The 22,342-nt window shown below is 48.0% G+C and carries 21 protein-coding genes and 1 tRNA gene; 12 read left to right on the top strand and 10 right to left on the bottom strand.

Annotation, left to right across the window (positions count from 1 at the left end; all coding sequences use genetic code 11):
* Positions 1-49 precede the first annotated feature (49 nt).
* The 5 genes from SDE_RS01860 to SDE_RS01840 form a co-directional block, all read right to left on the bottom strand.
* A complete protein-coding gene (locus tag SDE_RS01860; RefSeq protein ID WP_011466839.1) occupies positions 50-565 on the bottom strand; it encodes a dihydrofolate reductase in 516 nt (171 codons plus the stop codon).
* 11 nt (positions 566-576) lie between these two features.
* Complete coding sequence (locus SDE_RS01855) at positions 577-1,410, bottom strand: thymidylate synthase (RefSeq protein ID WP_011466838.1); 834 nt, start codon at positions 1,408-1,410, stop codon at positions 577-579.
* Between the two features lie 21 nt (positions 1,411-1,431).
* On the bottom strand, positions 1,432-2,256 hold the full coding sequence (lgt, locus tag SDE_RS01850; RefSeq protein WP_011466837.1) for a prolipoprotein diacylglyceryl transferase: 825 nt from the start codon (positions 2,254-2,256) through the stop codon (positions 1,432-1,434).
* 166 nt (positions 2,257-2,422) lie between these two features.
* Positions 2,423-4,693, bottom strand: coding sequence for a phosphoenolpyruvate--protein phosphotransferase (gene ptsP, locus SDE_RS01845; protein ID WP_011466836.1), 2,271 nt, complete (start codon positions 4,691-4,693; stop codon positions 2,423-2,425).
* Complete coding sequence (locus SDE_RS01840) at positions 4,687-5,199, bottom strand: RNA pyrophosphohydrolase (RefSeq protein ID WP_011466835.1); 513 nt, start codon at positions 5,197-5,199, stop codon at positions 4,687-4,689. The genes ptsP and SDE_RS01840 overlap by 7 nt, the downstream gene beginning before the upstream one ends.
* 189 nt (positions 5,200-5,388) lie before the next feature.
* Between SDE_RS01840 and SDE_RS01835 the strand changes: the two genes are divergently transcribed.
* The 7 genes from SDE_RS01835 (at position 5,389) to SDE_RS01805 (ending at position 12,358) form a co-directional block, all read left to right on the top strand.
* Positions 5,389-6,045 (top strand): HAD family hydrolase, encoded by a 657-nt coding sequence (locus SDE_RS01835; protein ID WP_011466834.1) that lies wholly within the window; start codon positions 5,389-5,391, stop codon positions 6,043-6,045.
* Between the two features lie 96 nt (positions 6,046-6,141).
* Complete coding sequence (locus SDE_RS21060; RefSeq protein ID WP_011466833.1) at positions 6,142-7,221, top strand: imelysin family protein; 1,080 nt, start codon at positions 6,142-6,144, stop codon at positions 7,219-7,221.
* Between the two features lie 88 nt (positions 7,222-7,309).
* Positions 7,310-8,185, top strand: coding sequence for an HDOD domain-containing protein (locus tag SDE_RS01825; protein WP_011466832.1), 876 nt, complete (start codon positions 7,310-7,312; stop codon positions 8,183-8,185).
* Between the two features lie 159 nt (positions 8,186-8,344).
* Entirely contained in the window at positions 8,345-9,988 is a 1,644-nt protein-coding gene (locus SDE_RS01820; RefSeq protein ID WP_011466831.1) for a methyl-accepting chemotaxis protein, read from the top strand.
* A gap of 70 nt (positions 9,989-10,058) precedes the next feature.
* Positions 10,059-10,475 (top strand): phosphate ABC transporter substrate-binding protein, encoded by a 417-nt coding sequence (locus SDE_RS01815; protein ID WP_011466830.1) that lies wholly within the window; start codon positions 10,059-10,061, stop codon positions 10,473-10,475.
* Between the two features lie 249 nt (positions 10,476-10,724).
* Complete coding sequence (locus SDE_RS01810) at positions 10,725-11,921, top strand: porin (protein ID WP_011466829.1); 1,197 nt, start codon at positions 10,725-10,727, stop codon at positions 11,919-11,921.
* An 11-nt stretch (positions 11,922-11,932) separates the two neighbouring features.
* Complete coding sequence (locus SDE_RS01805; RefSeq protein ID WP_011466828.1) at positions 11,933-12,358, top strand: substrate-binding domain-containing protein; 426 nt, start codon at positions 11,933-11,935, stop codon at positions 12,356-12,358.
* Between the two features lie 145 nt (positions 12,359-12,503).
* On the opposite strand, the gene gcvH is transcribed toward SDE_RS01805, so the two are convergent.
* Together gcvH and gcvT are read right to left on the bottom strand one after the other, a co-directional pair.
* The gene (gcvH, locus tag SDE_RS01800; RefSeq protein WP_011466827.1) at positions 12,504-12,896 is read right to left on the bottom strand and encodes a glycine cleavage system protein GcvH; all 393 of its coding nucleotides are present in this window, start codon (positions 12,894-12,896) and stop codon (positions 12,504-12,506) included.
* A gap of 210 nt (positions 12,897-13,106) precedes the next feature.
* A complete protein-coding gene (gene gcvT / locus SDE_RS01795) occupies positions 13,107-14,198 on the bottom strand; it encodes a glycine cleavage system aminomethyltransferase GcvT (RefSeq protein ID WP_011466826.1) in 1,092 nt (363 codons plus the stop codon).
* A gap of 185 nt (positions 14,199-14,383) precedes the next feature.
* On the opposite strand from gcvT, the gene mutY reads away from it, so the two are divergent.
* The 5 genes from mutY (at position 14,384) to SDE_RS01765 (ending at position 18,438) form a co-directional block, all read left to right on the top strand.
* Positions 14,384-15,451 carry an A/G-specific adenine glycosylase gene (mutY, locus tag SDE_RS01790; protein ID WP_011466825.1) on the top strand — a complete coding sequence of 356 codons (1,068 nt, stop codon included), beginning with the start codon at positions 14,384-14,386 and terminating at the stop codon, positions 15,449-15,451.
* Positions 15,448-15,720 (top strand): oxidative damage protection protein, encoded by a 273-nt coding sequence (locus tag SDE_RS01785; protein ID WP_011466824.1) that lies wholly within the window; start codon positions 15,448-15,450, stop codon positions 15,718-15,720. The genes mutY and SDE_RS01785 overlap by 4 nt, the downstream gene beginning before the upstream one ends.
* 74 nt (positions 15,721-15,794) lie before the next feature.
* A tRNA-Phe gene (locus SDE_RS01780) sits at positions 15,795-15,870 on the top strand.
* A gap of 690 nt (positions 15,871-16,560) precedes the next feature.
* Entirely contained in the window at positions 16,561-17,961 is a 1,401-nt protein-coding gene (locus tag SDE_RS21750; RefSeq protein ID WP_011466823.1) for a DNA/RNA non-specific endonuclease, read from the top strand.
* A 12-nt stretch (positions 17,962-17,973) separates the two neighbouring features.
* Positions 17,974-18,438: an immunity protein YezG family protein gene (locus SDE_RS01765; RefSeq protein ID WP_011466822.1), complete on the top strand. Its 465-nt coding sequence runs from the start codon at positions 17,974-17,976 to the stop codon at positions 18,436-18,438.
* Positions 18,439-18,787: 349 nt separating this feature from the next.
* On the opposite strand, the gene SDE_RS01760 is transcribed toward SDE_RS01765, so the two are convergent.
* The 3 genes from SDE_RS01760 to SDE_RS01745 all read right to left on the bottom strand — a co-directional run bounded on the left by SDE_RS01760 (position 18,788) and on the right by SDE_RS01745 (position 22,240).
* Positions 18,788-19,765 (bottom strand): transposase, encoded by a 978-nt coding sequence (locus SDE_RS01760; RefSeq protein ID WP_011466821.1) that lies wholly within the window; start codon positions 19,763-19,765, stop codon positions 18,788-18,790.
* A gap of 493 nt (positions 19,766-20,258) precedes the next feature.
* On the bottom strand, positions 20,259-21,005 hold the full coding sequence (gene prfH / locus SDE_RS01750) for a peptide chain release factor H (protein WP_011466820.1): 747 nt from the start codon (positions 21,003-21,005) through the stop codon (positions 20,259-20,261).
* A 2-nt stretch (positions 21,006-21,007) separates the two neighbouring features.
* Positions 21,008-22,240, bottom strand: a complete 1,233-nt coding sequence (locus tag SDE_RS01745; protein ID WP_011466819.1) for an RNA ligase RtcB family protein — start codon at positions 22,238-22,240, stop codon at positions 21,008-21,010.
* Positions 22,241-22,342 lie beyond the last annotated feature (102 nt).

The following is a 22,342-nucleotide window of genomic DNA, read 5'->3' as shown; positions in this document are numbered from 1 at the left end:
TCTTAAAAATTACACACTGTCATAAAAGGCGTATATTTAGGCAAGTTGCCTAGCGCCTATGCAATTCCACAAAGGAATAGTCATATTCATTTTTCTCGTCGGCCTTGTAACGCACACATTGAACTTCCGCCCAAATGTTACCGTCCAGCTCAGGAAACCACGCGTCGCCCTCTATTTCGGCGTGCACACGGGTTAAATGTACCTTACTTACCCGCTCCAGCGCCTGTCGATATAACTGCGCACCACCTACCAACATGGCTTCTGCTACCCCCATTTGGGCAGCTATTTGTTCTGCCAGTTCCATTGCGCCTTCCAAGCTATAGGCCACTTTTACTTGATCTTCGTAGCCCTCGGCTTGCCAATCTGCCTGACGGGTAACCACAATGGTAGTTCTGCCCGGCAACGGCTTACCAATCGAATCGTAGGTTTTGCGCCCCATGATGATGGGGTGCCCAATGGTGACCTGCTTGAAATGCTGTAAATCTGCCGATATACGCCAAGGCAGCGTGTTATTGATACCAATTACGCCGTTTTGAGCTGCGGCGACAACTATAACTAACTCCATGTACCTTCCTGCTATATCGATATAGGCGCACTAATGTGCGGGTGAGCCTGGTAATCTACCAGTTCAAAGTCTTCAAATTTGAAGCTAAAAATATCTTTTACTTCAGGGTTAATTTTCATCGTGGGTAGTGGCAAGGGCTCTCTGGCCAACTGCGTTTCAACTTGCTCTAGGTGATTCAGGTAAAGATGCGCATCACCAAAGGTGTGCACAAAATCCCCCAACTCTAAACCCGTTACCTGCGCCACCATCATGGTTAACAGGGCGTAGGATGCGATATTAAAGGGCACCCCCAAGAAAATATCGGCACTGCGCTGGTACAGCTGGCAGCTTAATTTATTGTCGGCCACGTAAAACTGAAACAGGGTGTGACAAGGCGGCAGGGCCATTTTGCCATTGCGCACGTTATCCTGTGGCGACACGCCCTCGTCGGGTAGCAACGCTGGGTTCCACGCAGAAATAATATGGCGACGCGAGTCGGGTTTATTTTTTATTTGCTCAACTAGCAATGCAAACTGATCGAGCGAGCCGCCATCTGGCGTAGGCCAAGAGCGCCACTGTGCGCCGTAAACTGGGCCCAAATCGCCCTCTTCTGTTGCCCACTCATTCCAAATACGCACGCCGTTATCGGTAAGGTATTGAGTGTTAGTCTCACCCTTTAAAAACCAAAGTAGCTCGTGAATAATCGACTTTAAATGGCACTTTTTGGTGGTAACCAACGGGAAACCTTCACTTAAATCGAAGCGCATTTGGTAGCCAAATACACTCACAGTGCCAGTACCGGTGCGATCTTCTTTTTTGGTACCGGTATCGCGCACATGGCGCATTAAATCTAAATATTGCTTCACTTGTTTTACCCCAAAAAATGCTTAACGAGTAGCGCCAGGCTTGGTGCGATAGGCCCATGCAAATACAATTAAACCCACTGCAATCATTGGCAGCGACAGTATTTGGCCGCGCGTTACCCAGTCAAATAAATCGAATTGAATATGCTCATCTGGCTGGCGAACAAACTCAACCGCAAAACGCTGACAACCATACACAATTAAGAACAGTGCCGAAACCGCTGCGCGCGGGCGCGGCTTAGCCGAAAACCAGAAGAGAATTGCAAACAGTACAACGCCCTCTAAAAATGCTTGATACAGCTGCGATGGATGACGCACAAGTCCAAGCTCATCCTTAGGGAACACCATACCCCAAGACACGGTTGTTTCGCGGCCCCACAGCTCGCCACCAATAAAGTTGCCTATACGGCCAAAGCCCAAACCTATAGGCACCAAGGGTGCAGTAAAGTCCATCACATCAAAGAAATTGCGGTTTACCTTGCGGGCGAATAACAGCATGGCAACTGCCACACCAATTAAACCGCCGTGGAACGCCATGCCGCCCTCCCACACTTTAAATAACCAAACGGGGTCAGCCAAAAAGGCAGAGAAATTGTAGAAAAACACATAACCAAGACGACCACCCACCACAACCCCTACAGCGCCGTAGAAGATAAGGTCTTCCACCTGCGCCTTGGTAAGGCAAGCGCCCGGCTTGCTGGCCCGATAGCGGCCCAAGCCCCAAGCCCCCAAAAATGCGCACAGGTACATAATGCCGTACCAGTGAACATTAATAGGCCCAATTTCAAAGCCAAACAGTTCGAACGCCCCAATGGAGAGCGCAATAGGATCAATATCCGGATAATTCATAGATGGGTCCAAAAGAATTGAGTGGGTAAGAGGTTAATTATAAATCCGCCAAGTGACGGGCTGCTTACCCTTACCTTGTGTTACAAATAGCCTAGTGTTCCAAATAGGGTGCCACTAAGGTAGCCAATACGTCATCAGCCACCTACAAAATTGTGAGCGCAGGCTACTAGATGTTGGCGTCATCGCCAAGGTCTGGGCGCAACATGCGATTGAGCCCCGCATGGCGGAATGCAGCCTCTAGGCAGCGGTTAATCGACTCGGCATCAGGCAGCGACATCACCTCTGCCAATAGGGTTTCCGCTTGCTCGAGCGTTACAGCCCGCACAACCGATTTAACCTTAAGCAGGTTGGTGGCGTTCATCGAGAGCACATCATACCCCATTGCCACCAACAAAAGGGCTGCGGCAGGCTCGCCGGCCAACTCACCACAAATACTTACCGGCACACCTTGGCTGTGGGCATCTTTTACAATTTTGCGCAAAGCGCGCAGCACCGCCGGGTGCAGTGAATGATACAAATCGGCGACGCGAGGGTTGTTGCGGTCTACGGCCAGCAAGTATTGCGTCAAATCGTTACTGCCCACAGAAATAAAATCTACGCGCGCCGCCAACTCTTTTGCTTGATACACCGCAGCAGGCACTTCGATCATCACCCCCAAGGGCGGCATTTGCACATCGTAGCCCTCTTCTAGTAATTCATCGTAGGCGCGATGAATAAGCATTTGGGCTATTTCGACTTCGGCAATATTGGTAATCATTGGCAGCATAATGCGCAGGTTATCTAACCCCACACTCGCTTTAAGCATGGCGCGCACTTGGCCTAGAAAAATCTCTGGGTGATCGAGGGTTACGCGAATACCGCGCCACCCCAAGAAAGGGTTTTCCTCTTCGATAGGGAAGTAGGGTAAAGATTTATCACCGCCCACATCGAGTGTACGCATGGTTACTGGGTGCGGCGCAAACGCTTCTAGCTGCTCGCGGTACACCAAGCGCTGCTCTTCCTCACTGGGAAAGCGATCGCGCAACATAAAAGGCACTTCGGTGCGATACAACCCCACCCCTTCGGCGCCGCGCTCGATAGAAAGCATGGTATCGGCCAATAGACCAGTGTTTACCCAAAGGGCAACGCGGTGGTGGTCTGAGGTTTCGCAGGGCAGGTTTTTTATAGACTGCAGGCCAGCAACCAGCTGTAAATCTTCTTCCAATATGGCTTGATAGCTTTGCAACAACGCTTCGCCTGGGTCGATATAGACCGACCCGCGGTAGCCATCGACTACCATTTCTCTGCCATTAAGCTTGGTAAACGGCAGATCGACCGCCCCCATAATGGTGGGAATACCCATCGACCGCGCCAAAATGGCAATGTGGGAGTTGCTCGAACCGCGCACAGACACTAAACCCGCCAGCTGCCCCACCGGCACTTCGGCAAGCATTGATGGCGTGAGATCTTCACCCACCAATATAGTTTTTTCGGGGTATACCAATTCTTTTTGCGTGGTTTCTTGCAGGTAGGCTAATACGCGACTGCCCAAGTCTCGCACATCGGATGCACGCTCGCGCAGGTAGGCATCGGGCATGGCAGAGAAGGTTTTAACGTGATCTAAAATCACCTCGCTCCACGCGTAAGGCGCAGCCAAACCCATACTAATTTTTTCGGTTACCTCGCGGGCCAGCGATGTATCGTCGAGCATACCTAGGTAAGCATCAAACAATACCCGCTCTTCTTTGTTTAACAGGTTTTCTAAGGACTGCCCCAAGCGCTTTACGTCTTCGCGCACCGCCGCCAAACTGCGGCTAAAAAAGGCCAGCTCTTCTTCTATGTTGTCACAGGTGGCATAAGGCACGGCATTTAGGTCGGCAACCGGCGATACCACCACACATTCGCCAATAGCCACACCCGAGGCCCCCGGCACGCCGTTAAAACGCACCGCAGATTTAGACCCCATTGCCCGCAAGGTACCTGTAGCCTCGGCATGTGCAATCACACCGGCAAGCTGGGCAGACATGGTAATAAGAAATGCTTCTTCGCCTTCATCAAAGCGACGCTTAGCCGCCTGCTGCACTACCAGCACCCCCATAACCTGACGCTGGTGAATAATTGGGGTGCCTAAAAATGCAGAAAAGCGCTCTTCGCCGGTTTCGGCAAAGTATTGATATTTGGGGTGAGATTCGGCGTCGTCTAGGTTTATAGGCTCTTCGCGCGCGGCAACCAACCCCACCAAACCTTCGTTTTTAGCCAGTGTAACGCGGCCTACCGCTTCGCGATTTAAGCCATCGGTAGCCATTAAAGTGTAAGCGCCAGTTTCGTTGCGTAGGTATACCGAACACACTTCGGTGTTCATGGCTGATTTAACTCGGCGAACAATAATCTCTAATACCGAGCTTAGATCTGTAGCGGCATATACCTCTTGAACGATACTACGCAAATCATTCAGCATAGAGCTCGGCCTTCACCCAGAGTGCTTAGAAAATATTGATTATAGACAGGCGATAGCTCTTTTAAAGCACGGCGATACACATCGCGTTTAAAGGCCACCACCTTGCCCAGAGGGTACCAGTAACTTACCCAGTTCCAAGTATCAAACTCAGCGGGGCTAGAGGCATCTAAGCGAATAGCGGAGTCGTTAGATACCAAACGCAGTAAATACCATTTTTGTTTTTGACCAACACATTTTGGCTCTTTATCGCGCACTAAACGGCGCGGCAAGCGGTAACGCAACCAACCCTGCGTTACGCCTAACACCTCTACATCGGCTTTACACAAGCCAACTTCTTCTTCGAGTTCGCGGTACAACGCATTCTCGGGAGATTCATTGTGCTTAATGCCGCCCTGCGGGAACTGCCAAGCATCTTGTCCACCCACGCGACGCGCCCAGAGTAATCGCCCCTGATCGTCCGTCAAGATAATGCCTACATTCGGGCGAAAACCATCTGCATCTATCACACAAACCTCGTAAGCGATAATAATTGTTATAATATTGGCCTTATTGTTCCATAAGATAGTAAGGCACAGCAATTGGCAAATAAGCCGATCGATATTAAAGGTGCCAGATAACCGTCCATTCCGCCAGCATTTCTCCATTATCGCTACAGATCGACTACATTTTGCGCCATTTTTCGCAAGGAGACACTTTTGACACTCGCCCTTTTTGATTTAGACAACACCCTGCTAGCAGGCGACAGTGACCACAGCTGGGGAGAATTCCTTATTCACAAGGGCATTGTAGACGCCAAAGCCTATGGCAAGGCCAACGATGCCTTCTTCGAAGATTACAAAAACGGCACGTTAGATATAGTGGCGTATCAAGAGTTTGCTTTGACAGCACTTATACCGCTTGATTCCGCGCAAAGGAAACAATTGCACAATGAATTTATGGCGCAAGTTATTACCCCAATGATGCAACCCAAAGCGGTTAAACTTATTGAGAAGCACCGCCAACAAGGTGATACATTAGTTATTATCACTGCAACTAACAGTTTTGTGACCGGCCCTATAGCCACCGCCCTTGGAATTGATACCCTACTGGCTACCGAACCTGAGATTATAGATAGCATGTTCACCGGCAAGATTGTGGGAATACCCTGCTTTCAAGAGGGTAAAATTGTTAAGCTAAACGAATGGCTAAGTACAACAGGCCACTCGCTAGATGGCGCCTGGTTTTACAGCGATTCCGCCAACGACCTGCCCCTGTTAGAACGGGTGGCAAACCCAGTAGCTGTAGACCCAGACGAGCGCTTGCTAAAGCACGCCACAGAGCAACAATGGCCTGTTATCTCGTTGCGCGATTAATATGCGCCGCCCGTATCTCGGTGATGCAATAGGCGATACAGAAGTACCAGCACAACAAATAAACCATGGGCAAAGGCTGCCCCATAAGGATTCACCATGACCCGCTTTCGCCACAAGGGTGTTGCGACACTTACCTGCTTAGGCTTATTAGTGCTGGGCGGCTGTGACAAAACGGAAGCACCTGCCACCGCGGTGCAACCAGAACCCGTAGAGGCCACTCCTCCCGCGGAAAGCGGCAGTGCACAGGCACTGTGGGCCAGCGGCAGCCAAATTCTTAACCAAAGCCTTAGTGCAACCCAAGCACTTAACAGCGCAATTACCACGCTGTTAAACACCCCCAGCGAAGATGCCCTACTGCAGGCGCAAAAAGCGTGGGCTACAGCGGCTATTACCTATCAAGAGTTCAATGTATTTGCGCAACTGCAGCCGCAAAATTCGGTACTGTTTAACACCGTAGCCGACAACCATTACCGCATAGCGGCACACCCTATTCAGCCGGGCTATTTAGATTCCTTTGGCGATTACCAATACTCGGGCATTGTGCACGATATAAGCATGCCGCTTAACAAAGCTACTTTGCTTAACCAGCACGGTATGACCGACCTAGCAGATGCCGCCCTCGGTTTTTACGCCATAGAATACATGCTGTTTGGCTACCAAAACACGCGCACCATAAAAGACTACATTGCCCACTTAGAGCTTACCTCTGCGCACCAAACTCACGGCTATCAAAACCTTGAGGAAACACCCAACAACCGCAGGCGCTTACTGCTACAACTGCAAAACGATATTCTGCTCGAAGACATGCGCTACCAAGCGGATTACTGGCAGAGCCCAGCACTTAGCAACGAATGGTTAACTCTTAGCCCTAAACAACACTACAGCGTGGTAGTGCACGCCTTTAAACAAAGCGCCTCGTCGCTGCTACTAGAGGTAATAGAAGCAGCCAAAAGCAGCCAGCAAGCAGCAGGCGCAAGCCCAGATCGCGTAACCCGCGACCGCGTAAAAATGAGCCTGTCCTCGCTTAAGCACGCACTGCCAGTAATTCCAAGCGATGCGCGCACCCAGCTTGTCAGCGCCCTAGACCTTGCCCTATCAGCCTCCGCCAGCTCGCAGCCAGACTGGCACAAGACGGTATACGAACAGCTAATGGTCATCACTACCGCCAATATTTAGCAGCACAAATTTCACTTTTTTCGGTCGCATCAATCATGGCTAGTCTAAACTTAGGCTAGCCCCTAAACATTAATAATGGCGCCGATTGATGACAGCACAACTTACCGACGACCAAATAAAAACCATCCTGCAAGGCATTGCGATTCCGCCGCAACCCCAGATACTAGTCGACCTGCAAATGGAGCAACTCGACCCCAATTGCAGCGTGCTCTCGGTGGCTAAGCTTATTAGCCAAGATGTAGGCCTGTCTGGCAGTATCTTAAAAACGGTTAACTCATCTTTTTTTCAGCACGCAAGTAACATTACCTCTATAACTCAAGCGGTAAACCTGCTGGGCATAAAAACCGTTGTTAACCTAGTAAACGCCCACTCTATAAAAGGCGAGCTTGCTGATGAAGACATCATTGCCCTGGGGCGATTCTGGGATAGCGCCATGGAGGTAGCCGCAACATCGGTAGTCATAGCCAAGCAAATTAGTATGCAAAACCCCGATGAAGCCTACACTCTAGGCTTGTTCCACAATTGTGGTATTCCGCTGCTAATGAAACGCTGCGACGATTACCAATCGGTAATACAGCAATGCTATGCCGAGCAAACCCTATCTATTACCGAAAAAGAAAACGAACTAATACGCACAAATCACGCGGTTGTAGGTTACTACGTAGGCAAAGCCTGGAACCTGCCAAAATATTTGTGCGAAGCCATTCACGACCACCACAACCCTATAAACATCTTCACCGATGAATTTGCAGATAACCGCAAAAAGAACCTGCTAGCAGTGCTAAAAATGGCGGAATTTATATGTGGTTGTCACGCTACCATAGGCGGCCAAAGCGAAAATTATGAGTGGCACCAAGTAAAGCAATACGTTTTAGATTACGTAGGTATGACCGAGTACGACTTCGAGAACCTGCACGCCACCGTTATTGAACTGGGATTGGGCTCTACCGATTACTACAGCTAACGTCGCCTGAATCAACACAAGAGCCCGAAAGGTTTTAAAAACGCACCAAAATTTAGCTTTGATTATATAAAAACACTGTTTTTACCGCTTTTTTTGCATTTATTTCGCTGTGTCCTAGACTTGAATTACTACCTTTAACAATACCCACAACGGGTAAAGGTGACAGTTACTGAGGACCCACCGTTGGATATTTTGCGTCAGCTTTCCATTAGAAAAAAAATTCTGCTCATCCCCTTTGTAGGTGCTGTAGGTTTTTTTAGTTATTTATTTGTAAGTGCGTGGCTAATTAGCGGCGCAATGGATCTAGTTAGATCAGCACAAAGTCAGCAGTTTCCCCTGCTCTTACTGGCCAACGACAACATTGGCAGAGTTGAAAAAATTCAAGAAACCCTAAGTTTTGCTGTATCGTCCGATGAGCCAGAAGGCATAGAAAGCGCTAAAAAAATGGCCAAAGCCTTTGCCGAAAATATTACCCAATCTAAGGCTATCGACAGCAAACTTGACGACGACCTCACCGACCTACAAAACCTGTTCGATGACTACTACGGTAAAGCTCACTCTATTTCATCGGGTATGCTTAACAATGAAATAGACTTCTCAACGCTGCCTGCCCGCTCAGAAGATATGGCAAAAGCGTTAGAAAAACTCACCGAACGCCTGGATATTTTTTACAACAATCGCCGCCAAGAATTCGACACAGCCTTCGAAACCGCAGACGACCAATCAAACAAAGTGTTTACCATCGGCATAGTAATAGGTGTAGGCACAAGCTTACTGCTTATATTTGTTGGCGTTTTTGTTAGCGGTATGATTAAACGCAGTATCGACCGAGTAATAGCCCGCCTAAAAGACATAGCCGAAGATAACGGCGACCTAACTGTACGCCTGCGAACTCTACAAAAGGATGAAATTGGCGATTTGGTAATGTGGTTTAACACCTTTATGGATAAACTGCAGTCGGTAATGCAAAAAATTGTGGAAACCGCACCGCCACTCGCTCACTTAGCCACAGATGTAAGCTCGCTCTCTGGCGAAATAACTCAAACACTTACCATACAAAATAAAAGCGTTTCTGAATCTAAAAACAGCATAGAAATGATGAGTCACAGCGTAAGCACCATTGCGCAAAACGCTGCCGAAGCATCGCACTCGGCACGCATTGCCGACGAAGAAGCCAACCGCGGCCGCGAAATAGTGTCTAACACCGTGGCCAGCATTCAAAGTTTATCGGTAAGCATTGCCGAAGCATCTAAAGTTATCGACCAGCTAAAAGAAGACACCGCCAGCGTAAACGTGGTGCTTGCGGTAATTAAATCCATAGCCGAGCAAACCAACTTACTTGCACTTAATGCCGCCATTGAAGCAGCGCGCGCGGGTGAGCAAGGCAGAGGCTTTGCGGTAGTGGCCGATGAAGTGCGCGGGCTAGCCTCGCGCACACAAGAATCTACAGCAGAAATTAACGGCATATTAGCCCAGTTACAAGCAGCATCGCAGGCAGCGGTGCAAACCATGCAAGAAAGCACTGCAGCAGTAGAAACTTCGGTAACCAAAGCGAACCTTGCAGGGCAAAGCCTGCAAACCATTGCCGATACCGTTAACACTATTAACGCGATGAACGAGCAAATTGCCAACGCCACTGACGAGCAACAAACAATATCTAACGAATTAGTGGTAGAAGCGGAGCAAATTAGCCAACAAACAGAAAATACTGCCGGCTCTGCCTACAAATTAAATGATGTGAGTACGCAACTTAGCACTTTAGCTTCTAACCTAGAACAAATAACAAGGCAGTTTCGCGTTTAGCATCACGCTGCGCGAACATTACCTGCAAACATAATTTGCCAATGCGCTAGCGCAACCCAAGGGATTAACAATGAAATTACTCAAGCTTGCCACAGTATTAGGGCTCGTCATTTTCAGTATGGGTAGCTTGGCCGACATAGCCATTATCACGCACCCTTCCAATACCAACCCGCTGGATCAAACCGCCATAAGTAAAATATTTTTAGGCAAGGTTAAATCCTACCCCGACGGCGGAACCATTATTGCCATTAACCAGCTCGAAGGCTCGCCCGTGCGCGCCGCCTTTGACGAGTCTGTACTGGGTAAATCGTCTTCTCAAATAAAATCCTACTGGTCCAAACTTATGTTTACCGGCAAGGGCACACCCCCACAAGAAGTGCAGAGTGATGCCGAAGTAAAACAATTGGTAGCCGCCAACCCAAGCATTATTGGCTATGTGGACGCATCGCTGGTAGACGACAGCGTTAAAGTGCTGCTTAAGTTTTAATCTAAACCTCAAGAGTTAAAATTTAACCATGCACCAATATTTAGCGAAAAAACAACATCGCTCACGGCTTTTACAAAGCTCAAACCGCAATTGAGCTTTTTCCATTAACACGCTCCCAAAACGATTAAAATTTACATAAATTTACGCTAAAAACAGGGGTTATCCGTAACCAAATTGATTTGCAGTTCCGTGTATAATGCGCGAAAAATTGATTACAAATTAACATGTTTATAAACGAGGCAAGAAACCATGAATACTAGGAAGAAACTCTTTTTTGCGTGCGGCATAGGCTTAGCAGCTGCATCGGCCCAAGCGGAAGTGACCTTTAACGGGTTTGCGACATTGGCTGGGGGGGTTGCAAGCATAGACGATGAACCAGGCCTTGATCTGAGTGCAGATCCATTTTCAAGCCAGCCTAGCCGTTTATTTGGGTACGACGATCAGCTCGACTATGAAAACAACTCATTACTCGCGCTGCAGGCATCTTCAGATTTAGGTGACGGCTTAAGTGCAACCGCTCAGGTTATTGCTCGCGGCTCAGACCAGTGGAATGCAAAATTAGCTTGGGCTTACATCGGTTATGAAATTAACGACAACGTTAAACTTATAGCCGGCCGTCAACGTATGCCATTCTACGTATTCTCAGATTACCTAGATGTGAGCTACGCCTACCACTGGATTACCCCACCAGAAGGCGCATACAGCCTACCATTTGATTCAACAAATGGTATTGGTGCAATTATTACTCACCAGCTCGGTAGCGCCGACTCCACATTACACTTTGTAACTGGTCGCATTAAAGAAGACTTACAACTCGACCGACCTCGCGACGCAGACCTATCCGACATGTACAGCGCAGCTTGGACACTTAACTTTTCAGACTTTTCTTTGCGTGCTGGCTACGCAAGTGCAAACCTGCAGTACAGCGTACCAGAGCTAGAGCCACTAGTAGCAAACTGGCAAACTGCCGTTGGTCAAGATTTTAGCGAACAAATTCTTGCCAGCGACGAAGATAACAAGGGTAGTTTCGTTGGCTTTGGTGCAACTTACGATAATGGTAATTGGCTCGCCATTACTGAATACACCGAAATTACGGTAGAGGGCACCAACCTGCCTGCCAAACAAACATCCTATTACTTCTCTTTAGGTAAGCGCTTTGGCGATGTAACTCCGCATATAACTTACGGTGTAGACGAAAACGAAGCTTCAAGCACAAGCTTTATCGACCCATATCGCAGTAATGCAGGTCTTGCTGAGTTAATTTTCACTACAGATGGTGTATTCAACAACAAAGATTTAATCGTCGATAACGACTATGTTACTGCTGGTATTCGCTGGGATTTCCACTCATCGGCAGCTTTTAAAGTTGAGTACACAGTGCACAACGCCAATCACTACGAACGTACTGACAGCCTACTCCGCTTCGCAATCAGCACCGTATTCTAAGGGGGACTATCATGAGAATTAAACACTTAATCGGCATGACTATCTTCCTCGCTGGCACCTTGTTTAGCGTGCAAAGCTTGGCGGATATCGCAATTATCGTTCACCCATCCAATGGCGCCGCACTAGACGCAGATGAAGTGAGCCGTATCTTTTTGGGTAAAGCAAAATCCTTCCCTGGTGGCGCTACCGCAGTGCCAGTAAACCAAGCAGAAGGCTCTATTGTGCGCACCGCTTTCGACGATGGCATTATCGGCAAATCGGCTAGCCAGCTTAAATCCTACTGGTCCAAACTGGTATTTACCGGCAAGGGTACACCCCCACAGGAAGTAAGCAGCGAAGACGAAATTAAAAAGCTAGTTGCCTCTAACCCCAATATGATTGGCTACATAGATGCAGCCAACGTGGATAGCTCGGTGAAAGTTGCATTAACTTTCTAACCCTGCGCTAGCCAAAGGCACTAAAAAAGGCTTGAGATGGCAACGTCTCAAGCCTTTTTGTTTTGCGGCACTTACACATAACCATTACGCGCAAAAAAACCGGCATATAGCCGGCTTTTAAGTACTACATACAGCGAACTAGTAATTAGTCGTCGCTTTCAATAGCAGCTTTGTAATCTTCCATAGAAAGCGCTTTTTCTAGCTCATCTAAATCATCTGGCTTAACTTTAAAGAACCAACCATCGTCGTAAGGCGAGCTGTTTACAGTTTCGGGGGCATCTTCCAAGGCTTCGTTAACGGCAATTACTTCACCAGAAACGGGCGAGTAAATATCGGAAGCAGCTTTAACAGATTCAACCACACCGGCTTCTTCGCCAATAGATACTTGGCTGCCCACCTCTGGCACTTCTACAAACACTACATCACCCAAGGCTTCTTGAGCGTGGTCGGTAATACCAATAGTTACCGTACCGTCTTCTTCAACTCGAGCCCACTCGTGACTCTCTAGGTATTTCAATTCGCTTCGCAATTCGCTCATTATCAGAGTCCTTACACCCGATGGTTTGAATTCCTTATTAGCCAGCAACTAATGCACTCGCTAATAACTAAACTTTACTCGTTTTAAATTTAACGTAATGTGTTGCCGACGTTAATGACTTAATGCCCAATATTCTATATCAAAGATACAGCCATAAACCATTACCTTATGGCATAACCAAACAGCTATTGCTTGGTTAAGAGCAAAAAATTAAACCAAAGCCTTACCCAAACGCACAAAACTAGGCTTAACCACCAACGCTTTTAACTGCTTATTGCGCACAGCCACTGTGCACTCACCGCTAAAAGCCACCGGTACGCGCGCAAGCGCCACAGATTTACTTAATGTAGGCGAAAAAGTACCGCTGGTAATTACACCCTCGCCCTCTACGCCTTCACAGGTTACAACCTGCTCTGCGCGCAGCACACCGCGATCTTGCAACACTAGGCCCACCAACTTATGGGTAACGCCCGCCGCTTTCTCGGCGCTAATCGCCTCGCGACCAATAAAATTGCGCTCTTCTGGCTGCCAAGCAATCGTCCACGCCATATTGGCCACCAGCGGCGAGGTGTTATCGTCCATCTCGTGGCCGTACAAATTCATACCCGCCTCTAAACGCAATGTATCGCGCGCACCCAAACCGCAAGGCGCTACACCCACCGCCATAAGCGCACGCCAAAACGCATCGGCATCGCTAGTGGGCAGCATAATTTCGTAACCGTCTTCACCGGTGTAACCAGTGCGCGCCACAAAAAAAGTTACATCGCCCAGCGCGGCTACATCGGCGCCTTGGAATATATCTAAATCCATAGTTAACAATTCGGGCAAAATTTGCGCCGTTTTCTCGCGTGCAGCAGGGCCTTGCACCGCAATCATCGCCAAATCGTCGCGCTCGTTTAGCGCAACCTCAAACCCTTTTGCGTGCTCGACCATCCAGGCTAAATCTTTTTCGCGGGTAGCGCAGTTCACTACAACGCGGTACCCCCACTCCATAAGGTACACAATCAAATCATCAACCACGCCACCCTCATGGTTAAGCATGCCCGAATACAACGCCTTACCATTCTTGGTAAGCTTGGCCACATCGTTAGCCAACACATACTGTAAAAACGTCTTAGCACCAGCGCCGGTCACATCCACTACAGTCATGTGAGAAACATCAAACATACCGGCATCGGTACGCACTTTTTGATGCTCTTCAACCTGCGACCCGTAATGCAATGGCATATCCCAGCCACCAAAATCGACCATCTTGCCACCAATTTCGCGGTGTAGTGGCGCTAAAACTGTTTCATTAAGCATAAGCTTGTTCCGTAGAATCTACCGTGGGTGAGTGCCAGCGCATTAAAACGCCTTTTATGCAGGCGCGCATTGTACCGGTTTATGGTGGCCGCACAAAACCAAACCTGTGATACCGCGCAACTATGTGGTAAAACGCGCACTCCCCTTGGCATGCCCCAAGTAAAGCACAGCAACCAGATACCCCTATGAAGCAAACACACCCATTTGCCCACAAGCTACTGGCTTGGTTTGATAAACACGGCCGCAAAAACCTGCCGTGGCAGCAGCCCATTACGCCCTACCGCGTGTGGCTATCTGAAATTATGCTACAGCAAACCCAAGTAGAAACAGTAATACCCTACTTCAATCGCTTTTTAGAGCGCTTCCCAAACCTATTAGATTTAGCCAAAGCCCCACAAGATGACGTGCTGCACCTATGGACAGGCCTAGGCTACTACGCCCGCGCCCGCAACCTACACAAATGCGCACAAACCATTTGGGAAAACTACAACGGCGAATTCCCAAACACCGTAGAAGAGCTGGCCAGCCTGCCCGGCATAGGCCCAAGCACCGCCGCCGCCATAGCCAGCATAGCCTTTGAACACCCCACCGCCATACTGGACGGCAACGTAAAACGCGTACTTGCCCGCCACCACACCGTAGAAGGCTGGCCTGGGCAAAAACCGGTAGAAAACATCCTGTGGCAACACGCCCACAGCCACATGCCGCAAAAACGCTGCCGCGACTACACCCAAGCCATAATGGATCTAGGCGCAACCCTATGCACACGCAGCAAACCCCAATGCCACGCCTGCCCCGTAGCCCAAAGCTGCCAAGCCTATGCCCAAGGCAACCCGCTAGACTACCCCGGCAAAAAGCCTAAAAAACTCATGCCCGTAAAAGCGGTAAACATGCTTATGCTACGCAGCCCCACAGGCGATATATTTTTACAGCAGCGCCCACAGCAAGGCATATGGGGCGGCCTGTGGAGCCTGCCAGAAATAGAGCCAGAACAAAGCCCGCTAGAACACACCTTAGCCACCTACGGCGAAGTAACACAGCACCAACAAATAGCCCAATTGCGCCACACCTTTAGCCATTACCACCTAGATATAAGCGCCCACTTGCTAGACTTAAAACGCGCACCCGTGCAGGTAATGGAACAAAGCGATTGCGTTTGGTATAAGCTACACACCCCGCAGGCCCTTGGCCTTGCTGCACCGGTTAAAAAACTACTGCAACTGGTAAAACAACACCACTCGGAGACCCCATGAGCCGCACAGTAAACTGCCGCAAATTTAAACAAGAGCTAGAAGGCTTGGACTTTCCCCCCATGCCCGGCGCCAAAGGCCAAGACATATTCGAAAACGTATCCAAAAAAGCATGGCAAGAATGGCTAAGCCACCAAACAATGCTAATAAACGAAAAGCACCTAAACATGATGGACCTCACCGACCGTACATATCTTAACCAGCAAATGGATAAGTTCCTAAGCGGCGAAGAATACGACCAAGCAGAAGGCTACGTAGCCCCCGAAAAGTAATTTCAAAAGGTGGCTTGACTAAAGCTTCCTGAACGGGTTTAATACGCGCCTCTTTCGGCCAAGCCCTGAAAGAAGCCCGGTTAGCTCAGTCGGTAGAGCAGGGGATTGAAAATCCCCGTGTCCGTGGTTCGATTCCGCGACCGGGCACCATCCAAAACAAAAGCTCAGCAGAAATGCTGGGCTTTTTTTTTGGATGGGGTTCGGTCGCGGATGACAAAACGTCTGGAACGTTTTGGGCTGCCGCAGGCACCCGAAGGGGCAAGCACATGGATGTGCTTGAGCCAGTAGCACGGATCTGGTTCGATAAAAATGTAGGTACATTTTTAGACGCCCAACGGGCGGGCCGAAGGCCGAGGCTCACGGATGAGCCGAGCAACTAAATGCGCAGCATTTTGAACAAGCGCAAAGCGCGCTGGCCAAAGCGCTTCGCGGGCCACTCTGAGCCCGCAGGGGCCAAAAAGCCCTTAGGCTTTTTGGATTCTTCCGTCCAAACGCCCTGCCAATGCCAAGCTAATAGGTCACTAGACCCTCGCTAGTTTATTCAACACTACAATCCAACTCCTACGCCCCGTATAGCAAACATATCAATTTCGCCCCCCATCAAACCGCTGAATCCACAACGCTAACCACAAATAACCACCTAGCATTCTAAAAAAAACAATAAACGCCCCAACCCCACCCAAACCCAACCCCACTCAAACCCAAAAATAAAAAGCTAAATTACCCACACGCCAAAAGCACACTTAATTGTGATCTCTTTCGCAAAGCTAAATACCCACGGCAATCAATTATTAGCTACCATGCACAACAAAATGCATAGCCTACAAGGAGGTACATCGCATGGCCGCAAAACCTGCCGCTCGCTTAGGGGATATCGACACAGGTCACCCACCCTCGCCCCCAACACCGGTCATTACCGGTAGCGCTAACGTATTAATTAATAGTCGCCCTGCAGCAAGAAAAGGCGACATGCTCGCGCCTCATCACCCCGGTATCCGCACTATTACCTCTGGCAGCTCTACGGTAACCATTAACGGCAAAAATGCAGCGCGTGTTGGCGATAGCGTAAACTGCGGCGGCCGTTTACTTATGGGTTCACCCACCGTATTTATTGGCAACGGCTCGGGCAGCGGCAGTGGTAACGTTATAATTAGCGAAGCCGAACACAACGAGAAGTGGCAAATTTTTGAAGACAGCTTTAATAATTTAGATGCTCCACAACTATCAGACTACGAACGCCAAGTAATGGAAGCTGACATAGCCGTAAAATATCGCGGCGAGGCGGGTGGCATACACGCATGGCAAGAATATTTCACCAGCAATAACGAAGCAGTACCGTCACCCAATGCGGGCCAGTCAGAAAAACTCGGCCACACGCTAGCCGAAAAATTACGGAAACAAGAAGCACTCGAAGACGCCGCATCAACGCGCTACCAAAAAGCTTGGCTACTCGATTACGCGCGCAGCAACGATGACGAAATATTAGCGAAACACAGCGAATTTATAGACGAACAAATAGACGACCCGCAAACTACTTTAGAACAATTAGCACAAGCACGCGCAGCAGAAAACAAAACAGCAAATAAAGTATTGGGGAACATGCCGCTAGATGAACAAACAGTTATAAAAGCGAAAATGGATGCAGCCGCAAAGCAAGCACATGAAACCCACCGCAACGGTACCGACGGCACAACCAAACCAGTACTACACGTAAACGCTGGCCAAAAATCGACTAAGAAAGGCCAAAAAGGAACGTGGAACCCAGAGCTCGAAAAACTACAACCCAACACAATATACGACGTAACCGTAGTACATGACGGCCAACCCGTTGTATATAGTTACGAAACCGACCACCTTAGCCGAGTAGTGCGCGTGCAAGGCTCGTTAGCGCTTTCTATTGCAAAAACACCAAAAGACCGCGACAAAAACCACCGCAACCCAAGAACCCAACGAAAATACGGCGGCCCTGTAAAAGAATACGATGGCGGGCATTTAATTGCCACGCTATTTCAAGGGCCTGCGGAGAAGGTTAATTTGGTGCCGCAATTGGCGGAGCAGAATAGGCATGGCGATTGGCGAGCAATGGAGCGAAACTGGGCACATAAACTTAGCCAAAACAAATCAATCGATGTAGAAATTCAAATTTCCTACAATGATGACAGTCAAACACCTTCAATGATCAAAACCTTATCCAAAATAGACGGAAAAAATATGCGCCCGCTAAAATTCGAGAACAAGTAAAGGATTAAGTAAATGTTTAACTCTACCGCAGAAATTTATCAATATATTGCTGAATGTATAGTAAGGGCTATTCCAGACCCAGAGTGGGAAAAAGCAGAATTTCTTGTTTCCTATAGCCAGCGTGGCGCATTATCGGAATGGGGGGATTACTATAAAAAGAGCGAATTAGCGGGTCAATTTGATATTGACGATGGAGCAGACACGGCTTTCGCGGAGATCTTCGACGCGACTAAATCACTATTTAATTTAATGAAAACTCAAGTAAACGCCACCCCTTTCAACAAATACAAATTCACCCTTAACAACGACGGCACCTTCGATATAGAGTTTAAATACGATGAAGATTTCGCCTATATGAAATCACTTGATGCCGATAGTAACGAATTCGATGAGCTTTTGGATCTGGATGTAACAGACCTAATCGAATCCTGGGAAGGCCTACCACAAGACCACCCAAGGCCTTGGTTGCAGCAATAATTAAATCCGATAGAAGTAAATATTTTGGCCCTATCTAATTTCATGGCGGATTAATTAGGTAGGGTTCTCTTATGTTATGCCATTCAGACCCAAGCATAGAGATTCTATAACCCACTACCAATTACGATGTAACCGTAGGAGATATTCATGACGGAGATATTCATGACAGCCATGTTTTGAAAAGGCTTATTAAATCGGTCCGAATCCACAGTTCTGGCCAAGTGTTAATTTAAACCTGCATGATAAGATGAAATAAATAACAAGTTAAGACGACACACCCGCCAAAAACCCAAATTCAAGGCGAGCCAAACCACTGAAGGCGAAAGTATTAAGGAATTAAATAAAAGAGCTAAGCAAATAACCGTCTAGCTAACCCTACGCCGGGAGTTTTTTTATACCCTAGTACCTCAGCTGCTAACCGGATGGCACGCTCGGAACCAGCAAACGTGGAAACACTCTGCTCAAATTGGGTCGCAAGAGTTAACCATTCTGTGATGGGTAACTCTATTCGGCTTAAGATAGAGGGTAAATCTGCATTAATGGCGCCGCGTTTATTTGCGCGAATTACTCGACCAGTCCAATCAACTAGCTCTAAATAATCGGCCAGTTTAAATGGTAAGCCTTCGGGCATAGGTTGGCGTGGGTTGCCTACAAATGGGTATAGGGTGGTAGGTTGTTGTTTTTTATTTTTTACCTGCGCTACACGTAGCTTGATAGAAGTATGCTCCGAATCCTCTGGCGTAGCGGCCATTTTGGCGCGCACTGGGTTTAAGTCTACGTAAGCCATACATGCTGCTAGTGCTTTTTCATCCAATAGCGCCTGCGAAGTAAAGCGCGATTCCCAAAAGCTCCCCGTGCAGTTATCTTCTGCGTTGGCCATGCGCGCAATCGGCTCGTTAAGTGCCCGCATAAACCAGCTAATATCGTGCAGCTGCGCGCGCCATACTTCTATTCTAGCTTTTACAGCCTCAAGCTCGGCTTGGGTAAGTGCTTTGCCCTGCTCAAACTGTTGGGTGAGCAAAGTACCCTTATACAGTCGGTGCCAGCGCTGGCACACCTCCAAGTCTGATAACGTTGAGGCTTTGTGCTGATTGATATGCAGCACGAGATGTAAATGATTAGACATCACCGCATAGGCGCATACATCAACACAAAATACCTCGGCTAATAAATGAATGCGATCTTCAACCCATTGGCGACGATGTTCGTAATCTTTGTTGGTTACCGTATCAAAGCCACATAAAAAGGCCCTGCGTACACAGCGTGAAGTACAGTGATAATATGGTGTGGCATCTAAAGAAACCTGCATTTTCCTTGGTTTGGGCATATCGACCCCCTGTCTGAATATACAGTTATTTATAGCGTTGTATTGATGGGGTGTCAATGGTTGGAGTGGGTGTCTGGGGTTTGTCTGCTGTCTGAATATACAGTTATTTATAGCGTTGTATTGATGGGGTGTCAATGGTTGGAGTGGGTGTCTGGGGTTTGTCTGGGGTTTGGGATGGGTGTCTGGGGTTTGGGATGATCTCTTACATTCGTACCACAAAGTGTATTTAGCTCGCCACACTTAACGGTATAAAGCGCACGTTGCTGCATTGCGTTTACTAAGGTATTTACCCAATGGCAACCGGGGTAAAAACAAAATAGCCTACGTTCACCGCCCAAGCATTCTATAATCTCGTTTACCAGTTCTAGTTTCATAAGTTGTAATCCATACGCGCGGGTAATATGTGCTGTACCTACGCTTAATTAATTTTTGTATGTGTTGTTTAGCTTGCCCATTTAAAATGGGTGTAAATAGATAACTCATAGGTAACCCTCTAATTAATTTCTTTAAATTCTTGCCCAATAAATGTTTTAACTGGGCTGCCCCGTTTAACTTGATAATGTTGTAACCAGCGCTCGTTCACTTGTTTGTTTGCTCCTTCTTTTTCTGCGCTCAGTAGAAGCATGGCTATCCGCTCTAACGCTAGGCGTTTATTGCGATGCTGCGATCTATCGGTATCTACCCTTACGGTAATACCACTGGGTGTGTGGGTAGCTCTTACCGCACTATTAGTGGTATTAACATGCTGCCCACCCGCGCCAGATGACTTCATAGATTCGAACACCAATTGCCGCTGTAATTGCTGGTAATTAATACTGGTCTCAACGGGTTTAACCGGTGTTATGCGCTCTACGCCAACAAACCAGTTAATGCGTTTGTGTTTAGGCCGATAAATACTTTCGCCCTGCCACTTATGCGTACCGCACCACTCGTTGGCAAACAGCTGCGCTTGCTCGCCCTCTATACGCAGTAATACCGATAGATATGCATCTGGCATGACTATGTGTTGGTTGCGTAACATTTTGTCGAAGGCGAGCGATTCGACTACTTCTACATCTATGCCACGGGCTTGCGCCTGTACGAGCATTACTTTTAACAATTGCGCCACTACCCAGCCACACTCCTTTGGCCCTTGGCCTGCGGTTAGCTGCAGCCATTCAACTGAATTTGCTTGTGGGTAGCCTTTAGTTGTTTCCGATCTTGTTGCTTTCGACTTTACTTCTATTGGGTTCACTTCCATGTTTATTTCCGCCTTGTTTTATAGGTAAGCAGGGGCTTTAAGGTGGCAATTATTTTAACTACACCCGCTTGCACTAGGTCGTCTATTACTACGTGAATATTTTTGTAGGCTTGCGGTGCCTCTTCATACAGTAAATCGCGCTGCTTACACACAATGCGGCTACCTAGGGGCGTGTTTTCTAAATCTGCCACTTTGTATTTATTTTCTAAACGCCCCCTTACGTCACTTCGCTTCCATTTGCGGCCCGCACCGTGCGCTAGAGAAAAGCCTGCATTAACAAGGTGCTGGCTATTTTGCTGTAGCGGTTGCACCAAATAACTTAGGCTGCCCCTAGAGCCGGGAATAACTACTGGCCCTAAATGCGTTGGGCTTGCGCCTTTTCTATGAATCCAATACTCGGCGGCGCAGGCTTTGTTGCCTAGAAGTTGTGCCAGCTGCAAGGCTTGCGGAGCCGTTAATGGCGTAACGGTATTGTGGTTAACATCTAATACCTGTTTGCCGGTAGTTTTAATGCAATCCATAAATCGTTTTGCAATTAACTGTCGGTTTGCTTCTGCCCAACTAAGCGCTGCGTTATGTGCCGCCAAGTAGCTAGTAAATTGTTGGGTACCAACATCTACTTTGCTTACGCCACTTTCTGCCACATATTTATTAAGAATGCTTTGCCCTACGCCGCGCGAACCGGAATGCACAAGTAAAAATGCCGATTGGCTTTTTAACGCCAATGCATTAAAACTATCTTGGCAAAACACACGCTCTACTTTTTGAAACTCTGCAAAGTGGTTGCCGCCACCAATTGTGCCCAAGTTATGCAACCCTGCATCTACGCTTAATGCATTTAAGTTTATGTTGGCTATAGCATCACTGATTTCGCCTTGGTAGGGGTCGTCTAAGCCTATTAAGCGTTTCTCCCAAGCATCTATTTTTATTTGCTTGGGTTTTACATCTAATTGCCATAAACCCATACCGCAACCAATATCGCTACCCACCAAGTGTGGATATATGCAGCCTTGGGTTACAAACGCCGCACCTATTGGGTTACCTCTGCCCGGGTGTAAATCTGGCATACCTACAGCAAAGCGCATGCCTTGCAGTTGGCTGGTTTTGGTTAATTGTTGAAGTGCTTCGCTTTCCATCCAGTTTTTACTAGATGAAATGTAACGAACCTTACATACGCTGCCACTTTCGTCACTACATTCGCCGTGCAGCGGCACTTCGTTTATTACTGTGCCCATTTTTAATTCTCTTTTTGGCTAATTCATTTTCTTTAGGCAAAGCTTCGCCAGCGCGCATTGTTTTGGTTAAAAATGCACGAGAAAATAGAATTAACGAATAGC

This window comes from Saccharophagus degradans 2-40 (assembly GCF_000013665.1).
GTDB classification, from domain to species: Bacteria; Pseudomonadota; Gammaproteobacteria; order Pseudomonadales; family Cellvibrionaceae; genus Saccharophagus; species Saccharophagus degradans.
Note: the sequence above shows the minus strand (reverse complement) of the source record. Positions and strands in the feature narration are given on the sequence as shown.

What these genes read in the sequence shown, in the direction of transcription:
- SDE_RS01860 (WP_011466839.1), bottom strand. Translation starts at nt 565, where the DNA reads ATGGAGTTAGTTATAGTTGTCGCCGCAGCTCAAAACGGCGTAATTGGT.
- mutY (WP_011466825.1), top strand. Translation starts at nt 14,384, where the DNA reads ATGAAGCAAACACACCCATTTGCCCACAAGCTACTGGCTTGGTTTGAT.
- SDE_RS01825 (WP_011466832.1), top strand. Translation starts at nt 7,310, where the DNA reads ATGACAGCACAACTTACCGACGACCAAATAAAAACCATCCTGCAAGGC.
- SDE_RS01765 (WP_011466822.1), top strand. Translation starts at nt 17,974, where the DNA reads ATGTTTAACTCTACCGCAGAAATTTATCAATATATTGCTGAATGTATA.
- SDE_RS01760 (WP_011466821.1), bottom strand. Translation starts at nt 19,765, where the DNA reads ATGCCCAAACCAAGGAAAATGCAGGTTTCTTTAGATGCCACACCATAT.
- gcvH (WP_011466827.1), bottom strand. Translation starts at nt 12,896, where the DNA reads ATGAGCGAATTGCGAAGCGAATTGAAATACCTAGAGAGTCACGAGTGG.
- SDE_RS01815 (WP_011466830.1), top strand. Translation starts at nt 10,059, where the DNA reads ATGAAATTACTCAAGCTTGCCACAGTATTAGGGCTCGTCATTTTCAGT.
- ptsP (WP_011466836.1), bottom strand. Translation starts at nt 4,693, where the DNA reads ATGCTGAATGATTTGCGTAGTATCGTTCAAGAGGTATATGCCGCTACA.
- SDE_RS01810 (WP_011466829.1), top strand. Translation starts at nt 10,725, where the DNA reads ATGAATACTAGGAAGAAACTCTTTTTTGCGTGCGGCATAGGCTTAGCA.
- prfH (WP_011466820.1), bottom strand. Translation starts at nt 21,005, where the DNA reads ATGGAAGTGAACCCAATAGAAGTAAAGTCGAAAGCAACAAGATCGGAA.
- SDE_RS01745 (WP_011466819.1), bottom strand. Translation starts at nt 22,240, where the DNA reads ATGGGCACAGTAATAAACGAAGTGCCGCTGCACGGCGAATGTAGTGAC.
- SDE_RS21060 (WP_011466833.1), top strand. Translation starts at nt 6,142, where the DNA reads ATGACCCGCTTTCGCCACAAGGGTGTTGCGACACTTACCTGCTTAGGC.
- SDE_RS21750 (WP_011466823.1), top strand. Translation starts at nt 16,561, where the DNA reads ATGGCCGCAAAACCTGCCGCTCGCTTAGGGGATATCGACACAGGTCAC.
- SDE_RS01785 (WP_011466824.1), top strand. Translation starts at nt 15,448, where the DNA reads ATGAGCCGCACAGTAAACTGCCGCAAATTTAAACAAGAGCTAGAAGGC.
- gcvT (WP_011466826.1), bottom strand. Translation starts at nt 14,198, where the DNA reads ATGCTTAATGAAACAGTTTTAGCGCCACTACACCGCGAAATTGGTGGC.
- lgt (WP_011466837.1), bottom strand. Translation starts at nt 2,256, where the DNA reads ATGAATTATCCGGATATTGATCCTATTGCGCTCTCCATTGGGGCGTTC.
- SDE_RS01805 (WP_011466828.1), top strand. Translation starts at nt 11,933, where the DNA reads ATGAGAATTAAACACTTAATCGGCATGACTATCTTCCTCGCTGGCACC.